The 19,323-nt window shown below is 51.1% G+C and carries 18 protein-coding genes and 1 tRNA gene; 9 read left to right on the plus strand and 10 right to left on the minus strand.

What is annotated here, in order from left to right:
- The first annotated feature begins 94 nt into the window (after positions 1-94).
- On the plus strand, positions 95-1,372 hold the full coding sequence (gene hflX / locus F7231_RS24075) for a GTPase HflX (protein WP_166693852.1): 1,278 nt from the start codon (positions 95-97) through the stop codon (positions 1,370-1,372).
- Between the two features lie 147 nt (positions 1,373-1,519).
- Positions 1,520-1,591, plus strand: a tRNA-Arg gene (locus F7231_RS24080).
- Positions 1,592-1,733: 142 nt separating this feature from the next.
- Here F7231_RS24080 and F7231_RS24085 read toward each other — a convergent pair.
- The 3 genes from F7231_RS24085 to F7231_RS24095 form a co-directional block, all read right to left on the minus strand.
- Positions 1,734-2,459, minus strand: coding sequence for a toxin-antitoxin system YwqK family antitoxin (locus F7231_RS24085; protein WP_166693853.1), 726 nt, complete (start codon positions 2,457-2,459; stop codon positions 1,734-1,736).
- Positions 2,460-2,526: 67 nt separating this feature from the next.
- Entirely contained in the window at positions 2,527-3,702 is a 1,176-nt protein-coding gene (locus tag F7231_RS24090) for a glycoside hydrolase family 172 protein (protein WP_208295679.1), read from the minus strand.
- Between the two features lie 94 nt (positions 3,703-3,796).
- Positions 3,797-4,291, minus strand: coding sequence for a hypothetical protein (locus F7231_RS24095; RefSeq protein WP_166693855.1), 495 nt, complete (start codon positions 4,289-4,291; stop codon positions 3,797-3,799).
- A gap of 149 nt (positions 4,292-4,440) precedes the next feature.
- Here F7231_RS24095 and F7231_RS24100 point away from each other — a divergent pair, with 149 nt between their 5' ends.
- The 3 genes from F7231_RS24100 (at position 4,441) to F7231_RS24110 (ending at position 7,091) form a co-directional block, all read left to right on the plus strand.
- Complete coding sequence (locus F7231_RS24100; protein ID WP_166693856.1) at positions 4,441-6,144, plus strand: AMP-binding protein; 1,704 nt, start codon at positions 4,441-4,443, stop codon at positions 6,142-6,144.
- 103 nt (positions 6,145-6,247) lie between these two features.
- Positions 6,248-6,433 carry a CsbD family protein gene (locus F7231_RS24105; RefSeq protein ID WP_085413216.1) on the plus strand — a complete coding sequence of 62 codons (186 nt, stop codon included), beginning with the start codon at positions 6,248-6,250 and terminating at the stop codon, positions 6,431-6,433.
- Positions 6,434-6,719: 286 nt separating this feature from the next.
- Positions 6,720-7,091 carry an HPF/RaiA family ribosome-associated protein gene (locus F7231_RS24110; RefSeq protein WP_085413215.1) on the plus strand — a complete coding sequence of 124 codons (372 nt, stop codon included), beginning with the start codon at positions 6,720-6,722 and terminating at the stop codon, positions 7,089-7,091.
- Positions 7,092-7,203: 112 nt separating this feature from the next.
- Here the strand turns inward: F7231_RS24110 and metK are convergent, their stop codons facing one another.
- From metK to F7231_RS24135, 5 genes are all read right to left on the minus strand, one after another.
- On the minus strand, positions 7,204-8,481 hold the full coding sequence (gene metK, locus F7231_RS24115; protein ID WP_085413214.1) for a methionine adenosyltransferase: 1,278 nt from the start codon (positions 8,479-8,481) through the stop codon (positions 7,204-7,206).
- 94 nt (positions 8,482-8,575) lie between these two features.
- Complete coding sequence (locus F7231_RS24120) at positions 8,576-9,730, minus strand: lycopene cyclase family protein (RefSeq protein ID WP_085413213.1); 1,155 nt, start codon at positions 9,728-9,730, stop codon at positions 8,576-8,578.
- A 72-nt stretch (positions 9,731-9,802) separates the two neighbouring features.
- Positions 9,803-10,681, minus strand: a complete 879-nt coding sequence (lipA, locus tag F7231_RS24125; RefSeq protein WP_085413212.1) for a lipoyl synthase — start codon at positions 10,679-10,681, stop codon at positions 9,803-9,805.
- Between the two features lie 160 nt (positions 10,682-10,841).
- On the minus strand, positions 10,842-11,639 hold the full coding sequence (locus F7231_RS24130; RefSeq protein ID WP_085413211.1) for a hypothetical protein: 798 nt from the start codon (positions 11,637-11,639) through the stop codon (positions 10,842-10,844).
- A 200-nt stretch (positions 11,640-11,839) separates the two neighbouring features.
- Positions 11,840-13,297: a sugar MFS transporter gene (locus F7231_RS24135; RefSeq protein WP_166693857.1), complete on the minus strand. Its 1,458-nt coding sequence runs from the start codon at positions 13,295-13,297 to the stop codon at positions 11,840-11,842.
- A 163-nt stretch (positions 13,298-13,460) separates the two neighbouring features.
- On the opposite strand from F7231_RS24135, the gene F7231_RS24140 reads away from it, so the two are divergent.
- Entirely contained in the window at positions 13,461-13,886 is a 426-nt protein-coding gene (locus tag F7231_RS24140) for an OsmC family protein (protein ID WP_085413209.1), read from the plus strand.
- Between the two features lie 91 nt (positions 13,887-13,977).
- On the opposite strand, the gene rbfA is transcribed toward F7231_RS24140, so the two are convergent.
- The gene (rbfA, locus tag F7231_RS24145; RefSeq protein WP_085413208.1) at positions 13,978-14,352 is read right to left on the minus strand and encodes a 30S ribosome-binding factor RbfA; all 375 of its coding nucleotides are present in this window, start codon (positions 14,350-14,352) and stop codon (positions 13,978-13,980) included.
- Between the two features lie 63 nt (positions 14,353-14,415).
- On the opposite strand from rbfA, the gene F7231_RS24150 reads away from it, so the two are divergent.
- From F7231_RS24150 to F7231_RS24160, 3 genes are all read left to right on the plus strand, one after another.
- Positions 14,416-15,828 (plus strand): hypothetical protein, encoded by a 1,413-nt coding sequence (locus tag F7231_RS24150; protein ID WP_166693858.1) that lies wholly within the window; start codon positions 14,416-14,418, stop codon positions 15,826-15,828.
- A gap of 204 nt (positions 15,829-16,032) precedes the next feature.
- On the plus strand, positions 16,033-16,887 hold the full coding sequence (locus tag F7231_RS24155) for an LOG family protein (RefSeq protein ID WP_085413206.1): 855 nt from the start codon (positions 16,033-16,035) through the stop codon (positions 16,885-16,887).
- Positions 16,888-16,962: 75 nt separating this feature from the next.
- Positions 16,963-17,724, plus strand: a complete 762-nt coding sequence (locus F7231_RS24160; protein WP_166693859.1) for a hypothetical protein — start codon at positions 16,963-16,965, stop codon at positions 17,722-17,724.
- Here F7231_RS24160 and F7231_RS24165 read toward each other — a convergent pair whose 3' ends face one another.
- Positions 17,725-19,176, minus strand: a complete 1,452-nt coding sequence (locus F7231_RS24165; RefSeq protein ID WP_085413204.1) for a leucine-rich repeat domain-containing protein — start codon at positions 19,174-19,176, stop codon at positions 17,725-17,727.
- Positions 19,177-19,323 lie beyond the last annotated feature (147 nt).

Genomic DNA, 19,323 nt, shown 5'->3' on the forward strand with positions numbered 1-19,323 from the left:
GAATAGCCATCAAGGTCAGCGACACTTTTTTACCACGATTTACAGCCTGGCGAATGACGCTGCTGGCTCATGACCTTTTCCCAAAATCCAACACATGATCGATAATCATAAGAACCCTGAAACCGCTGTGCTGGTCGCTGTTGCTACACAGAAGCAGACGCCGTTACAGACAAAAGAATACCTGAAAGAGCTGGCATTTCTGGCCGAGACTTCGGGTATTGTTACCAAGAAAACGTTTACCCAAAAGCTTGAGCGGCCCGATACCAGGACGTTTGTAGGAAAAGGCAAACTGGAAGAAATAAGGACTTTTATTCAGGCTGAACCGGTGGATACTGTCATCTTTGACGATGACCTGTCGCCAGCCCAGGTACGTAACCTGGAGGCTGAATTTAAAGACGTGAAAGTGCTCGACCGCAGCCTGCTGATCCTGAACATCTTCTCGATGCGGGCGCAAACGGCGCAATCACGTGTGCAGGTCGAACTGGCTCAGTATCAGTATCTGTATCCCCGCCTTACCCGTATGTGGACTCACCTTAGCAGCCAAAAAGGGGGTGCCGGTATGCGTGGGCCGGGTGAGAAAGAACTCGAGACTGACCGCCGGATTGTAAAAGACCGGATTGTGTTTTTAAAGGAAAAGCTGGAGAAGATCGACAAGCAGAGCATGACCCGCCGTAAAGAGCGCGATCGGCTGGTGCGGGTGGCGCTGGTGGGGTATACCAACGTGGGCAAGTCGACGCTGATGCGGACATTGGCCAAAGCCGATGTGTTTGCCGAAAACAAGCTTTTTGCCACCGTCGATTCAACCGTACGGAAAGTAGTGCTGGGCAATATCCCTTTCCTGCTGACCGATACCGTCGGGTTCATCCGTAAGCTGCCCACATCGCTGATCGAATCGTTCAAATCGACGCTTGACGAGGTACGTGAAGCCGACATTCTGCTGCACGTTGTCGACGTATCGCACCCGTCGTTTGAAGAGCAGATCGAGGTGGTGAGTAATACAATGGCCGAGTTGGGTGTTGCCGATAAGCCGGTGGTGCTGGTGTTCAACAAGATGGACGCATTTGTACCACGGGAAGAATGGGCACCCGAGTACGGCGAGGATTCAGAAGGTACTATCCCGGCTGATGCTCGGCGGAAAACAGCGCTTGCGTACCTGAAACAGACGTACCTAGCCCGCAAAGCCGAGCATGTTGTCTTTATCTCTGCCCAGACGAAAAAGAACATCGACGAATTGCGTGAGTTGCTCTACGAGATGGTGAAAATGCGGCACTTCCAGATTTATCCCAACTGGCTCGACGTACCGCTCATCGAATCAGCGACACTGGGTGGCGATCAAACGCCCGAAGAAGTGCCTTCGGAATTGGGCAATTAATCTTTTTTGTCGATTTTTGCATTCCGTTTAGAGACGCAGGCTTGCGTCTCTTTTTTTGGCGCTGTAGTTCAACGGATAGAACCGTGACGACGGACCGAGGCGTTTCTTAAACGCTAGATGCGGGTTCGAGGAGTATGAGTGAGTATTGGCACTGTAGTTCAACGGATAGAATAGGCGTTTCCTAAACGCTAGATGCGGGTTCGATTCCCGCCGGAGCCACTAGATTCAATAAGCCAGAATAGGCGTTTTCTAAACGCCGGATGCGGCCGGGGTGGCGTACCACTTCGATTTCCACCGGAGCTATTTTGAGTAGCAAAAAGCCCATCGCTGATCAGCGATGGGCTTTTTGCTATGTGCTACGCTAATTTATACGACGTGTTTCTATCTGACTTCTCACCGGCACTGGCGTTGATACCGAATACCCACTCGTCAGCAGAATATCACTAAACAGGTACGTAGCTGTAATTGGAGTCTGTTCATGAACAGCGGGTACCCACTCGACTCCCTCGAAGGCAAGCCGCGCTGCCTGTTTGCTGGTTTTTATAAACTCCGCATCCGGGTTTGATGGTAATACCCGGTACACAGCGCCCGAAGCCGAAACAGTAGCCAGCACTTTGAATGAAAACATCTGCTGGCCCGAGCGGGCTAAATGAGCCGGGATTCGAGCCTCTCGAGCCATCGTGCTATAGACCTGAACCGAGCTTGCCAGGTAAACAGGACCCCGATCCAGAAAGATTTGCCGCACACTGTCGCCAACCATCACCTGCGCAACTGATTCAGCGAAATGCTTGCGATTCATTGAGTTGACCTTTTTCAGGCTGTAATCATACTCTAATTCTGGATTCCCATTTCCATCATAAAAGGTCCAAACGCCAACGCGCTGATTCGCTGCGTACTGCCCTTCTTCCAGTATGGTGTTCCGTTCGAGAGAAAACTTCTTGTAAACGCCTTCCCGCACAGACCGGTCATCGGCCAGCACCTCAAACTGCTCCCGAAAATACGGTGAGCCCTTTTTAATCATTTTAGTAGCTTGTGCCCCCGCTAGGGCAGGCAACAGGAAAAGCACGAATAAGAAAAACTGGCGCATAGGCGGAGTAGTTGACACGCCAAACTACAACTAATTCGGATTCGATCAATCAGTCATATCGCGGAATTTACCGGGGAACTTCCAGTTCATCTTTCGTCGGCAGTTTCGGGAAACGGGCATGGGGTTCGCGTTGGTACCAGTACGCCACTGTAGCAATGTCAGACTGCTGCGGATAATAGCGTCCACCGCTGCGCCAGCCTAGGTCCTGGATATTAATCCGCAGGTCTTTCTCGAACCGAATGGGGTCCATAATATGCCAGCGGTACATGCCAAACGCCTGCTGCGACTGGTAGAGGCCGTTGGGGCGAATGACTTGATGTAGCCCCGCGTAGGCCGTCGAAAACTCCTGATATTGCCTTGTTTTCTGATTCTCGAAGTTGTAGGAGCCACAGAAATAATCTTCGGTGCCCGTGCCGGCAATGGTTGGGTACGTAGTGTCGCCGTCCAGGAAAAACTTGATCTCGCCTTCGCCCCACCAGCCATTGTTGTTTACGCCGATGGCCATGTACGTACCCACGTAATGCCCTTTGCCCTGCACGCCATCCAGAATGGTATGCAAGGCACCCTTAGTCGGATTGGACCGGCGAAACTGCGCGTGAAAATACGCCTCATCATCACCAACAGTCGTCAGCGTATAGTTGATTTGATAGTACAGGCGCATCGACTCGTCCTTATTCAGGTTCTCGAGCGTCACCCGGCACCGCTTGCGGAACGGCATTTTCCAGTAGCAGTTGAAGGCGCTACCGGGATTAACTGTCACCGGCAGCGAGTTCAAATGCGCATAGTCGCCCCAGCCCATGCCGAAGAAATCACCCACGGGCACCTCTACCGATGGTTCTTTTTCATCGTCCCAGTAAAACCGTAGGATTGAGTAGCGCCAGTTGCCGGTGGGTGTCATCCATATCTGCTGAATAGCCCCCGGCCCTTCCATATCGGCAATGGTAATGGTTTCGCCTTTTTCGACAATGATAAACGGGTTGACCTTCCAGCCACGACCCAAATCGCGGGCTTCGTTGGCGGCATTGGCCACGTTCCGTTGCCCTTTCTGCCCAACCGGATCGGCCATACCGCCCTGCCCTTTCCCGCCACTGAAATTCTCGGGACTAATCGAACGGGTTTTAGCATCGGACAGGCGCGACAGATTGCCGAGGTTCATGTCTAATCCGTCGAAACCCGATGAGCGCTGAGCCGTAGCGGTCAGCGCTAGCAATGTGGCTAAAAAGCCAAAGAATGCCTTCTTCATGATCATACAGTACTGTATGATACCGAAGAGTAGTCAGCGCCCAATTTACTACTAGGCTGCCGAGCAAGCACCCACACACTGGCCTGAATATTCCCTATGCCTTTTTTGCTTTCTTCGCCTTTTCCGTGTTGGCTACGTGCTGTTTACCCGCCTTTGAACCAGCCACTTTTTTAGCGTTGGTGGCTTTCTTTTCGTCGTCAGAAAGTTTGTCCCAGGCTTCTTTAGGCAGGTAACGGGTAGTGCCGCCCTCCCGGTCAGCCGGTTTGCCGTCCGATGTTTTCCAGTCTTCGTCTGTCCATTCGCTCAGGTTTTTCTGGGCGTCAGTCTTTTTGTCTTTTTTGTAACCGCCACCCTCTTTTTCGTATTCGTGCGCCAGCAACTGAGATTTCCGCGCACTCCACTGTCCCGGCTTTCCTCCTTTATCCCCGGCTTTGATTTGTTCTTTAAGTCGGTCACGCAAGGCTGTGTCGGTGTAGTTGTCGTCCTTTCCTGTCGATTTTTTGGCTTTAGGAGCTGTTTTTTTTGTGGCTGGTTTTTTTGCTGCTGGTTTTTCTGCCGCTGTCGACGATTCTTTTCGGGTAGTAGCCATAACGCTGAGTTAGATAAGTCTAGGGGCCGGGTTGTTGGATACTCCCCATTTGCCTTCTTCCTAACCAGACGGCTGTGTATTTGTTTGATAGTTGTTTATATGGTTATTTCAGTATTAAATTGTACTCAAACTTAAGCTTTACAACTATCATGGCACCGAGCCCCGCTTCATCAACGTCAGTATACGCACTGAATATGGTTGAACTCTTCCTGAAATGGGAGAAGACAAAACCAGATGTCACGTACCTGCGCCAACCGGTGGGCGATGCCTTTATCGACTATTCCTGGGCTGAGGTGGGGCAACAGGCCCGGCGCATGGCAACGTACCTGAGCTCGCTGGGCTTACCGGCAGGCAGCAACATCGGGCTGGTCTCGAAAAACTGTGCACACTGGCTCATTGCTGATCTGGCCATTTTACTAAGTGGCCATGTATCAGTACCCTTCTACCCCACCCTGACCGGCGATCAATTGCGGCAGGTGCTGGTCCATAGTGAATGCCGGGTCCTGTTTGTGGGTAAGCTCGACACCGAACCAAACCGGTGGGCTGCCATGAAGCCGGGTGTTCCCGATGGTGTAACGCTGATTGGTTTTCCAACCTATGGGTCCGCCACTCGCACTGATCCGGATTTGATGTCGTGGGAGTCAATTATGGCCCAGTATGAGCCCATGCAGGCTGTATATCACCCGCAGCCCGACGACCTGTTTACAATTATTTACACATCGGGCACGACTGGTAACCCAAAAGGCGTCATGATCGACTATAGAGCTGTGGCCCAGGCTATGGCCGATACGCGGCATCATATGTTGCACGATACACCTAACGCCCGTTTCTTCTCTTACCTACCCCTCTGCCACATTGCCGAACGGAACGTAGTTGAGGCCATCAGCCTGGCAACTGGGGGAACTGTATACTTCGCCGAATCGCTTGATACCTTTGCGAAAAATCTTGCAGTTGCCAAACCAACCCACTTCCTGGCTGTGCCCCGCATCTGGACAAAGTTTCAGCTGGGTATTCTGGAAAAAATTCCTCAGAAAAAACTTGACTTCCTTCTCCAGATTCCAATTCTATCGGGCGTCATCAAACGCAAAATCAGGCAGGGGCTAGGGCTCAACGACGCTAAACTTGTGCTGACGGGGGCCGCCCCCATGCCTCAATCGCTGATTCGGTGGTTCAGAGCGCTGGATATTCACATTCAGGAAGCCTACGGCATGACCGAAAATCTCGGCGCGGTGTCGCTTATGCCCCGGCACGCTATGCGCGATGGCACCGTTGGGCAGTTGTATCCGGGCATGGAAGTCACCATAGACCCGCATACCGGTGAAATCATGACCAAATCGGGCTGGCTGATGCGTGGCTATTACAAAGAGACTGCCCTGACTGAAAGCGTTCTGCAAAATGGCTGGTTAGCTACTGGCGACGTAGGTACGCTGGATGAGGATGGCTACCTCAGTATAACCGGTCGTGTAAAGGAGATGTATAAAACCACGAAAGGTGAATACGTAGCCCCATCGCAGATTGAATTTGGGTTCGCCGACAATGCCTTTATTGAGCAAATCTGCGTAGCTGGTCAGCAATTGCCTCAGCCCCTGGCACTGATTGTGTTATCGGAGATGGGTCGTCATGCCGACCGAATAACGGTAGAGCGGAGTCTTGAAGACACACTCACAGCCTTAAATCCCAGGCTGCATTCGTACGAGCAGGTGCGCAAACTAGTGATTGTACGCGACGCCTGGACGGTCGACAATAATTTGATGACCCCAACCATGAAGATCAAACGAAGCATCATTGAGGCTCGTTATGATGCCCGATTACAGCCCTGGTATGACAATGCGGAGGTAATTATCTGGGAGTGATTTAGAAATTCCATAGACTAGATAAACAATTATTTCTTGACCCTGTTATAGAATCAGGCTCACGGGGAGCCTGTTCATTATTCACTAACTAATACGCAACGTCATGAACGAAACGACAGCCAATGGTCTATGGGATCAAATGAAAGGCAAAATCAAGCAGGCATATGCCGACCTGACCGATGATGATCTGACTTACACCGAAGGTAAGGAAGACGAGATGTGGGGCCGGGTACAGGAAAAAACTGGTAAGACAAAAGACGAAATCCATAAATCTGTGGCCGACTTATAGGCCCAGATTAAACAAACGAGGCCCGGCTGATCTAATGATCAGCCGGGCCTTTGTATAGCACGCGTAGCGTTTACTTACTTTTTTAGATAATAGGAAGAATTTTCATTTTCGCAACGTTCCACGAACAGGTACGTATCTGGGCTGACAGTACACAACAGACAGGTTTACCCATTGCGTCCGTGAAACACGATTGCATATTTCTTCGTACACCTTGACTCATATACCCTAAATAACCAACTTAGGTAGTCCATAGGTATATGTTTCACTTGATAACCGCTTGGATAGTATGAGAGTACAGACTCACGCCGTGCACTTCACGGCCGACCAATCACTTCTGGACTTCATCCAGAAGAAACTTAACAAGCTCGACACCTTTCACGACCGGATCGTGAGTGCAGAGGTGTTTCTCAAATTAGACGGAGCCGAAACCGCCAAAGTGAAAGACAAAATTGTCGAGGTGCGGCTCAACATCCCCGGAAAGGAGCTTTTCGTCGTAGAACGTAACAAGTCATTTGAAGCAGCCATCGAGCATTTGATGGATGTGATGAAAGACAAACTGGTACGTTGTAAAGAAAAACGAACTGATTTCTCTAGTCCGGCAATTACCAAAGCAAAAGCCCAACAGGAAGAAGAAGCCGTCGAACAGGACGAGTATTAATTTTCAGTTTTGAGAATCGTCAAAAGAGGGAGTCCTTATTTTGAAAAGTCGCCATAAGCAATGACTTTTCAAAATAAGGACTCCCTCTTTTGACGATTTGCCAGCTTAGAATCTACAGGCCGAATGCAGCTTTTACCTGATCAACGAAATCTAGTTTTTCCCAGGTGAAGAGTTCTACTTCAAGCTCTACGGTATGCCCGTTGCCAGCGAATGTTTTGGTTACCGTCTCATTTTTACGGCCCATATGCCCGTAAGCAGCCGTTTCTGAGTAGATCGGATTACGTAGTTTCAACCGCTGCTCGATCGCGTATGGACGCATATCAAACAACTGAGCAATCTTCTCGGCAATGACGCCATCATGCAGATCCGTTTTGGCCGTACCATACGTATTCACATACAGACCACAGGGCTTGGCTACACCAATTGCGTACGACACCTGTACCAATACCTGATCACACAGGCCGGCTGCTACCATGTTTTTGGCAATGTGGCGCGTTGCATAGGCTGCCGACCGGTCAACTTTCGAGGGGTCTTTACCCGAGAAAGCACCACCGCCATGGGCACCTTTGCCGCCGTAAGTATCAACGATGATCTTCCGACCCGTCAGGCCCGTATCGCCGTGAGGCCCGCCGATAACGAACTTACCCGTTGGGTTGATGTAATACGTAATATCGCTGTTGAACAGGCTCTGCAACTCTGGCTTCAGCTTTGCTTTAACGCGGGGAATAACAAGGTTGATAATGTCTTCCCGGATCTTGGCCAGCATCGCCTCGTCAGAATCAAAATCATCATGCTGGGTCGATACTACGATCGTATCAATCCGGATAGGTTTATCGTCGTCGGAGTATTCAATCGTCACCTGCGATTTGGCATCTGGCCGGAGGTAACCAATCAGGCCGGGCTCGGTGTTCCGGATCAACGACATTTCGCGCAGGATTGCGTGCGACAAGTCGAGCGCCAGCGGCATGTAGTTATCGGTTTCGTTGGTAGCGTAGCCGAACATCATGCCCTGATCACCGGCACCCTGTGCGTTGGCTTTCGTGTCAAAATCGTCGTTCTCAACCTTCCGGTCAACGCCCTGGTTGATATCAGCCGACTGATCGTGAAGGGCCGAGAAGATCCCGCACGAGTTGGCTTCAAACATATATTCACTTTTGGTGTAGCCAATCTTGCGGATCACATCACGCGTGATTTTCTGCACGTCCAGGTACGTTTCCGTCTTGATTTCACCGGCCAGTACTACCTGCCCTGTGGTCACCAGTGTTTCGCAGGCGACCTTACTATTGGGATCAAACGCTAAAAAGTTATCGATGAGGGCGTCGGAGATCTGATCGGCGACTTTGTCGGGGTGTCCTTCAGAAACTGACTCGGACGTAAAAAGATAAGGCATTGCGACTCCGTTATAACTTGGTTTATGAGGCAAAACTAAACTAAAATTGCGATAGAACGCCGCTCCGTCTGTTTGTTCAACACGAATTGAGCGATCAGAAAATGCGCTTTCGCAGCACATCAAATGCGCCCACCGTAAACGGCGCGAGCGGTACGGTACTCATGATACGCAGGTCCTCCCACAAACTGGTATCTTCATCCAGAAACCGAAAGATGCGGGCGGGTGGATTACGTTCATAGAGCCGCGTAAATATATCGTCGGCCGGGTGCCGTTTGTTCTGTAGCACGTTCAGCAGTACACTGTCGAGCAGCCCTTTGAATGGCTCGGTAAACCATGACCGGCGGCGTTCAGGCTTCCCGGTTGCCACCAGCATATTCACCAGCTCACGCAGGTACCGCTGGGTACGTTGGAAGGTGTACCCCGTAGACGGCTTGGTGTATCCGCCCGACGTACCTATACGCACAATGTGTGCGGCGGGGTTTTCCAGTGCTGGCTCGTCAGACATTGGAATCACGCCGAACTCAGTCTCACTGATCTGATACGTACCTGTATCCAAAAATTGGTCAATATAGGCCCGCAATGACGTCTCATAGGCTTCAGGAGCCAGCAGATGGTCATTGAAAATGGTATATTCAACCATAGCCGTTTTCTCGTTAAACGGCAGCACGTACAGAAAGCGACAGTCACCTTCCTGGGCCACCCGAAAATCCATCATACGGGGGCGTTTCACATCAAAGCAGGGCTTCTCGGTTGTAATTACCCACCCCTTGAAATGTTGGAGCAGGTTATGATTGTCTGGATTCCGAAGATTGAGCGGATGAGTACTGTCAAAAATAAAATCGGCGATGATCGGCTCATCATCAACGATTAAAAAACCGCCATCTGCGGTGTCTTTTAACCGGTTGATCGTTCCCTGTCTGAATTCTACATTCGGGAAATTAGCCAGATGTGTTCTGATGTGGTCATAAAAATCAATGCCACGAAGCATTTTGTACTGGTAGTCGCCGATGTTAAGCGAGCCCGAGAGCGTGGTTCCGTAAAAATCGACAGTATCCCATTTACGGAAGAGAATTGGCTCAAAGGGCCCGATACCCCGCTCCCAGAAACACCAGGTACGGTCATTTGTGTTCTTGGGCTCTTTATCAATAATAAGCACCGAACGGTCACGCAGTTTCGATAGCGTCAGGTAGTAAGCTAAACTCAGCCCCGACATTCCGCCACCCGCAATAACATAATCGTATTTCTTCATACGTCAGCCACAAAAAAAGCCCTGCCGTACAGACAAGGCTTTGGTAGTATAACGGAATTAGACGTCAGTTGGTTACACGTTCACGTGCCGCTCGGCATGATAACTTGACCGCACCAGCGGGCCCGATTCAACATACTTAATGCCCCGTAGTTCGCCTTGCTCTTTATACATAGCGAAGGTATCAGGGTGAATCCACTCAATCACTTCGTGGTGCATCTTGGTTGGTTGCAGGTATTGCCCCAGTGTCAGCACGTCGCAGCCATGTTCAACCAAGTCGTCCATCGCTTTCAGCACCTCATCGGTAGTTTCACCTAACCCGAGCATGATACCAGTCTTAGTGCGCTGCCCATACTCTTTGGTGCGGCGAATCTGCTCCAGACTCCGTTCGTAGCGCGCCTGTGGACGTACCCGGCGATACAGCCGCTCGACCGTTTCCATATTGTGCGACACCACTTCCTGGCCGCCTTCGATCATACGGATCAGGGCATCCCAATTACCTTTCGTGTCAGGAATCAGTGTCTCGATAGTCGTTGTCGGAGAGGCTTCCTTTACAGAGCGCACCGTCTGGTACCAGATTTCAGCACCTTTATCTTTCAGTTCATCCCGGTTCACCGAAGTGATCACGGCATGTTTCACCTTCATCAGGACAATGGCCTCGGCAACGCGGCGGGGCTCGTCGGTATCATACTCATTTGGTCGGCCAGTAGCTACCGCGCAAAATGTACAGCTACGGGTACACACGTTGCCCAGGATCATGAACGTGGCGGTGCCAGCGCCCCAGCACTCACCCATATTCGGGCAATTGCCGCTTTCACAGATCGTGTGCAGTTTATAGGTATCGACTAGTTTACGAACTTTCGCGTATTCCGGACCGATAGGCAATTTCACCCGAAGCCAGTCGGGTCTCTTCTTACGCTGTTGCTCAGAGGCGATAACAGGTAGTTCGATCATGATAGTAAAGCCGCTTATTTATTGAAAAATGCGTTTCAGCGGCGTAAAGTTCGGAAAGAAGTTGGTTTGTCGTCTGCTGTTGTGGCTTGACGTTACTTAGCCAATTAACCAGCTAATGGCCAAGCGGCGCAACGTCAAACCACGAACAGCAAACGTCAAACTATTTCTTAGTACCGAAGAACAGGGTTACGTACCCTGAAGTGAAGAAACTGCGGTTGCCCAACGTACGGTCACCAAGGGCCGTGTTAGTATTAGGCACAATGACAATCTTGCTGGGGAAAATCTCGGACAGAAAACCGATTTCGAGACCAGTCGTATTGCTGCGGAAAGCACTCAGTTCGAAACTCAGCGCGGCTTTAGCATGTAGGCCCACGTTCAGGCTCGATTCGCCCAGTCCCTGAAAGAAGCCCCCCGAGCCAACGATGAATTCAGATCGTCCACCCGCCGTTGGCGAAGCAACGGCTTGCGAATACGGAATCTGACGAGTGGTGTTACCAGCCGATACCTCGACGTAATATGGTTTGATGATGGCCAACGACGGCCCGGCAGCGAAGATGGCATTTACTGAGATACCCTCATCGGTGTTGCGGCGAAACAGGGATAGCTCACGGCCATATTGCGGGCGCAGCACAAACAGGTAATTCTCTTTGCCAAGCAGGAAAGACCCGCCAAAATTGCTGCTACCGGCCGCGTACTCACGCGGGTGTTTCACATTCACTACTTCAAGACTGATGTAGCGGTATTGCGTTTTACCAAACAGTTCACCATCCAACTTTTTTGACTGGCGAAAAACAAAGCCACCCAGCAAACCAGCGTTGGTGTTGGTCGTAATGCCAAATGTGGTAACGGTCTGAAAATTATCTTCATCAGACCCGTCAGGTGTTTGGGCAGACGCAGGCACGGCCAGGAGCAGCAGGCTAGCCAGCGAACAATAAACCAGTGTATATAGAGATTTCATCGGCGTAATGTCAGAACACGAAAGATACTACTTTTAGGTAAAAACGTGCAGGTCTGGCCGGTTGTTTCACGGCATTTGTTTCACCGGAGTAATTTATTTGGGCGGCACTGTCGTTAATCAACAAACCGGGGTCAATAATGGGCTACAGCGCTAGCTGACTTACCATTATTGACCCCGGTTTTGACTGCTGTTAAGCAGGCTTAGTGACCGCCTTTGCTGACCACAGCTTTATCAAAATCGATCCCCTGCTTGCGAAGTATTGACTGCACGCGAAGTCCGAAGAAGAACAGGTAGGCAAAACAAACTACAGCCGTTAAGTAGGAGAGTTGAATACCAACCGAATCGGCGATTTTACCCTGCACCAGCGGAATAATAGCGCCACCGAGAATCATCATGATCAGGAAAGCGGCCCCCTGGTTGGTGTATTTACCCAGTCCCGCGGTACCCAACGAGAAAATGCTTGGCCACAGAATTGAGCAGAACAAGCCACCGCTGATGAGCGAGAACAGGGCTATTTTACCGGTTGCAAATACACCGATGATGCTGAGAATTGCCCCAACAGCCGTAAAATACAGCAAAATGGTAACAGGCTTTTCGCGGCTGGCAATGTAGGTAGCGATCATCACCAAAATGCAGATGGCATAAGGAAACAAATCGCTTACATCGCCGCTGTAAAGCGCATTTACGCCAAGTACAATGGCAAACGCGACAAATGGCACCACAACGACCAATACCTTTTTCATGGCCGCCGATGGATTGAAGTTAGCAATCGACGCCGTCCAGCGGCCAATCATCATACTCCCCCAGAACAACGACACATACTTGGATACCTGTGAGGCTTCGAGCTTTTCGACCTGTTTCAGGTATTCGCCCAGGTTCGAGCCGATGGTAACCTCCACGCCTACATACACGAAAATGGCCGTCATCCCCAACACGAGTTGCGGAAACCGAAGTACGCCGGTGCCTACTTCAACCTTTTCATCGTTGGTAATGTGCGGTAACTTGGATAATTTAAAAAAGACGGCCATTGCCAGGAATAGAGCGCCCAAAACAAGGTAAGGCACTTTCACCGATTCTACCGTGGCATTCTTGGCGGCTTCGGGTGAGATAGATCCGAAAATAGCAAACGACACCAGTACGGGTCCAATGGTACCGCCCAGGTTGTTAACGGCTCCGCCCAGGTTTATCCGCTGTGAGCCCGTCTCCGGCGGCCCGAGCGCGATCATAAACGGCTGCGTGGCGGTTTGCTGGAGCGAGAAACCAAGCCCAACGATAAACAGACCCGACAGCAACAACCCGTACGACTGCATTTCGGCGGCTGGATAGAATAACAACGTACCTACGGCTGAAATCAACAGGCCATAAATGATTCCGTTTTTGTAGCCGATCCGGTTAAGAACATCCGTCTTCATCGACGCTGACACCAAGAGGTACAGGATTGACCCTACAAAGTAGGCGGCGTAAAACGCAAAGTCGATATACTGAGCCTGCGTCTGGGTCAGTTGAAATTTTTCTTTAAACAGCGGAATCAGGATACCATTTGAGGCCGCCACGAAGCTCCAGAAGAACCAGACGGTCATCAGTGTGTACAGTGCCGATCGGTTATCGGATTGCTGCGTGAGGGGTTGGCCCGATGAGGCAACGGGTTCGTTTACCATGCGCAAAGGTTAGTTAGAAGACAGAACAGAGGAAATGACAAATCTAAGAAGACCGCCTGTCAACAAAACTAACCACAATTTTGCACACTATCCATCCTGAGGCCGGGGGGTTAGGCCGCTTTGGCTATTTTTGGCGGTTCGTTCACTAGTCAACCCCTGCATTATGGCTACCATTGCAATTACTTACCTCGGCGATTTACGTACCGAAGATACCCACCTTCAGTCGGGTACCAGCATCCATACCGATGCGCCTACCGACAACCAGGGACGGGGCGAAGCCTTCTCTCCTACCGACTTGGTAGCAAACGCGCTGGGTACGTGTATCCTGACGACGATGGCCATTTTTGCCCGTCGCGATGGCATCGAGCTGGACGGTAGTGAAGCCAGCGTGACCAAGGTCATGTCGCAGGATGCACCCCGCCGTATTGCCAAAATTGAGATTGAATTGATTTTGCGGGCCAAAACGGCCGATGACTCCGAAATCAGTGCTGAGCAAAAAACAAAACTGGCGCGCATTGCGCACACCTGCCCTGTTGCTATCAGCCTCCACCCCGACCTGGAACAGGCCGTTTCGATCAGGTGGGAGTAAGTTTAACTAGTTTCGGGTGTCGAGTGCGCTGCGAATCAACCAACTGGTGGACCAGAAACGCACTTGACACCTGAAATTTACCGTTTTTCAGTTAGTCCTCGTCTTCTTCCGGGGCGGGCGGAATGACGATACCTGCGAAAAGTTTATCCATCTTTTCGGCGTACTCGGCGGTATCGTCGAGAAAAAACTGGAGATGGGGTACAATCCGAAGTTGATGCCGGACACGCTCACCCAGCAATTGCCGGATGGTCTTATTTTTCTCCTCGATGGTATCCATGAGGAGTGCTTTGTTTTTTGCAGCCAAAAAACTGAGGTAGACCCGGGCAATCCCCAGGTCGGGCGACACCCGCACGTTGGTGACGGTTATGAACGCGCCATTGAACGCGTGGGGCAGCTCGCGTTGAAAAATCTCGCCGAGGTCTTTCTGCAATTGCCGGGCTACCTTTTGCTGTCGTTTCGATTCCATAGGGCAAATATCCGTAATTTCGCCAGTTGGCTTAGTGTACTAACCCATATTCGCCCTCGTAAGTTGCTCAGTTTTTTTCGCTCCTTCGCACCCTACCAGTACCTCAGCCTGCTGGCCGTGCTGCTGTTGATCCGGCTGCCCCTCCTGATTACGCCTCTTCCGCTGCTGATTCCTGAACTAAACTGGATGCTCGTTGGCGAACAGATGCGGCAGGGATATACGCTCTACAGCGATATCTGGGATAGCGTCAGTCCGTTTTCAGCGGGGGTTTATTGGTTCATCGACCTGGCCGTCGGGCGTTCGCAGGGGGTGTATTGGGCTGTGGCCACGGGCGTGTCGATCTTCCAGCTGATGTATTTCAACTACATCATGAATGCCCGCGAAGTGTTTTCTGAGCGATCTTTTTGGCCGGGACTCTTTTACGCGCTCTTCCTCAACCTTTCTTTCGACTGTGCTACGCTCTCCCCGGTGCTCATGTCACTGACGTTCCTGCTGCTGGCCTTCGGGGCGCTGATCCGGCAGTTGGGTCGACAGGGCGCTACCGACGAAGTGTTCGAAGTGGGCATATACGTAGGGCTTGCGGCCCTGTTTTACCTGCCATCGGGGCTGTTTATTTTGTGGGCTTCGCTCTCGTTGCTCTTCTTTACGGGCGCTACGTTCAGGCAGCACTCACTTACCGTCTTTGGTTTTGCGTTCCCTATTTTACTGGTTGTCTTCTATTATTACTTTACCGACTCGCTCGACGATTTCAACCGGAACCTCCTCACATCCGTCTTTCGGGTGCGGCAGTACGACCTCAGCGACTTCAAAACGCTGTTTGCCAGTCTAATTGTGCCGCTTTCTATAGGCGTATTGGGCTTCCTTAATTTGTTCAACAGCGTAAACAGGTACGTTAACTTTCAGCAACGCTGCCAGCAAATCATGCTGATGTGGGCTATTACGGCAGTGCTCACTATTCCGCTCATGCCGTTTCTGGCACCCATGTTGTTTCTTACGTTCGTGCCGCCTATGGCTTTTTTCGCCGTCCTGTACTTCGCCAGTTTCCGGAAAGTGTGGTTGCGCGAACTGGCCTTCCTGGGCGTGGTGCTGGCTATTGCCGGCGTGTTGTATCAGGGCGTGATGCGGCTACTGCCGGGTGTAGAAGTAGGGCTGCTTAGTAGCTTACAGGTGAAGCCCTCTTCCCTTCCCGACCGTATTCGGAACCGGAAAGTACTAATCATTGGCGAAGACCTGAGCGGGTATCGCTACAACCGCCCAGCCACGCCCTACCTCAACTGGGACTTGGCGAAGTATGACCTCCGTAACCTGGACAACTACGAAGCGGTCATCGACATTTACGACAAATTTCAGCAAGACCCGCCCGATTTTGTGGTCGATCGGCAGCAGGTGATTCCAAAACTGTTCCAGCGTGTACCGGCACTGGCAGCTCGCTACAAAACCACCGAAACACCAGGTATATACGAACGTATTCGGTAGGACAAATCTGCCTAGAGACTGATTTTGCCGTTCCCCCAGAAAAATCAGTTAGCAATCTGAACAGCTTGCCCCATAAAATACGTTATTGTTCTCCGGACTCGCTTAGTCGCGTTCGGAGAATTTGTTTTTTATACCTATTCCGCTTTTCGAAAGCACTCGTACAGGGGTACTCGTTTTACGTACTTACTGTTCACAACAAACAATATGGAGACTACTAATCCCTTATCAACTGCCACCACTCCGCAGGAAGTAAATACCGGTCCAGGCTCAAAAGAAGCAACGCACCGGTCAGACATACAGACTACCAGTGAGTTGCAAAAAGAACTCCCCGTTCGCGACGAATCATTACTGACCCCGGAAGAGCTTCGAATCAAAGAAGCCTTTCAGGACCGCAACTGGAACGAGATCAAGACATCCGATTCATGGGTGATCTTTAAAGTGTTGGCCGAATTCGTCGAAGGATTTGACAAGCTGGCACAAATTGGGCCCTGCGTATCTATTTTCGGTTCGGCCCGTACCAAGCCCGACAACCCGTATTACAAAATGACCGAAGAGATCGCGGCCAAACTGGTCCGTCACGGCTATGGCGTAATCACCGGCGGCGGACCGGGCATTATGGAAGCGGGTAACAAAGGTGCCTACGAGCAGGGTGGCAAATCAGTTGGTCTAAATATCAAACTACCCTTCGAGCAGCACAGCAACGTCTATATCGATCAGGACAAAAACATCAACTTCGACTTCTTCTTTGTGCGCAAGGTGATGTTTGTAAAATATGCCCAGGGTTTTGTGGTTATGCCCGGTGGTATGGGTACGCTCGATGAACTCTTCGAGGCTCTCACCCTGATTCAGACCAAGAAAATTGCGCGCTTCCCAATCGTGCTTGTGGGCAAATCGTATTGGGAAGGACTCATTAACTGGATCGTAGATACGATGCTAAATGAAGAGCATAACATCAGCCCCGAAGACATGAAACTGATCAGCGTAGTAGATACCCCCACCGAGGCCGTTAAAGCCATCGATGACTTCTACGACAAGTACCTGATGAAGCCAAACTTCTAAGTGTACGTTTTATCGTTTAAACGGGTAGCCTTTTCAAAGGCTGCCCGTTTTTTTTGTTCTGTCACCCAACACTCTGTGGCAAAAACGGCTCTGTGCACCATGCGTTTTAACCTGACGATCATTCTACTGCTGGCTGGTTTGGCAGCGCTGGCTCAGCCTACTATTCAAACGTCCGGCGATTGGATCAACCTGTCAAATACGGCAACCCGTGTGCAACAGGCCCAGGGTCTGGCGGGTTTCGATATGCACCGTAAACAAGTGCTGGGATCACCTTACGAAGATTCCACGTTCCAGGCCGGCACTATTCGCTTCTACAAGAAGTTGCCCGGCACCACTGTTGACTCCCTGATTGGGGTCCCCGTCCGCTACGATCTCCAGTTGAACCAGGTCGAAATCAAGGCCGCACCAACCGACATTCGGGTAGCCACTGCTGCGCAGGTACGTCAGTTTGCGATGAATAACAAAGCACTGAAGGGCATTAGCTATTACGTCAATGTACGGGAGTTCAGCGGCGAGGCGAACCAGTTGCAGGGCTTCTTTGAGCTGGTTACGCCGGGCAAAGCCCTGTTACTACGCTACCCTTCGGTATCAGTGTCAAAGGCAAACTACAACCTGGCTATGAACGTCGGCTCTAAAGATGATGAACTGGTCATAAAGCAAGTCTGGTACGTAGCCATGAACCGGCAGGCTGTTCCATTCTCGCCCAGCAAAAAAGCACTGCTGGCACTCTTTTCCGATAAAGAAGCCCAGTTGACAACCTTCCTGAAAAACCAGAAGCCCGACCTCAAAACCAGGTCGGGCTTAGCCTCGGTATTTGCCTTTTACAACGACCTGTGATCAATAGAACACTTCTGTCTTATTGGTTTCCAGCGCCTCGATCAGTTGCGCATAGGGTCCCGATTTGGCATCGTTGCTGGTGAGTGGATTGCTGCGGATGTAAAATTTCTTCAGGCTTTTTAGCCCAACCAGCGAGGTGGGCAGGGTTTGCAGGTTGTTGTTGCTGATATCCACCGACTCCAATGTGTTGAGACCGAGCAGCACAGTGGGTACGTCGCTGAACTGGTTGTAGCCAATATCAAGGACCTGCAACGAGGCCAGTTTGCCAAACGCGTTGGGTAGTTGGCTCAGCTTGTTATGATGCGCAAACAACGTACCTAGCCGCTTTAGCCGAGCCAGTTGCGGGGGTAGTACAGTGAGCTTGTTGTTGGAAATCGCCAGTTGCTCCAGCCGCTTCATCCGGCCAATTTGCCGGGGCAGTTCGGTCAGTTGATTGTAATACAGATCGAGCACCTGAACGTGCTTCAACCGCCTGATCTGCTTCGGCAACGAGGTTATTCCCGCATTATACAGGTTAAAATCGTTGAGTTTTCTTAATCCGCGCAACGGTTTCAGGTTCAACGTAGCCAGGTTGTTATTGCCCATCCAGAGGCTTTCCAGCTGTTTACAGTGATGCACCGATGCCGGAATACGGGTGAGCTTATTACCCTGGAGCGTCAACGCCGTCAGCCGCGCATTCTTTGTAATAAACACACTGTCATCGCCAATATTGTTGAAGAGTACGCTCAGCCGGCGTAGGCTGGGGATCTCGGCCGTGAGGCGGGCGGGTAACTGCGTCAGCTGATTTTTAGACAGATCAAGTTCTTCGAGGTTCGGAAACCGATACACCAGCTCTGGTACGGTTGTCAGCCCCAGCTGATTGAAATGCAGGTACTTCACCGTGTCGGGGCGAGTGGTCTTGCGGGCGGCTTCGAGCGTGCTGACTGTGCTGTCGCCGGAACGTACCCGCCGCGTTTCGCTCATCATTGGCCGGCCATACGAACTCGCAAAACTCGTGCGAAACGGCTTCGAGACGGCAACTGGCAGCGTCGCTTCCCGGTAGTACACCGTCAGCCGGCTGATCAGCTCCTGTTGTAGTTTATCGGGCACAACACCCATTGGCTTCACGATCACCCAGACGGCCTTACCGTTTCCCTGCACATATTCGTCGACCTGGTACCAGAAACCGTAGGACGGCATGGCTCCCTGACTCTCGATCGACGCGAACCGACTCCGGTCAAACTCGGCCTTTACTGCATACAGCGCCTTTCGCTGCTCGGCGGTCATACCTCCCATTAGCGCATTGAGCGACACGTATTCCGAAGCCAGTCGCACCGGACTAATGTTGTATTTCGCCGTATCGGCGTGGAGCAATACGGTAACCTGAGCGCGGACAGACAGGCAACCAAAGAAGAAAATAGTCAGGGCAAGCCGAAATAGTGTCATGTAGTTTTCCGGAAACATGTACGTCATAGATGCAGCAGCAACAACGATTCCATAACAGATCGTGGCAGCCACTAAAAGAAGAGCCCAACACGTATCGTTGGGCTCTTCTGAATGCGCTACTAACTAATTTTTAACCAACTGACTATCATCTAATTGGGGTGATAGCGAAACAAA

This window comes from Fibrivirga algicola (assembly GCF_011742925.1).
In the GTDB taxonomy this organism is placed as follows: domain Bacteria; phylum Bacteroidota; class Bacteroidia; order Cytophagales; family Spirosomataceae; genus Fibrella; species Fibrella algicola.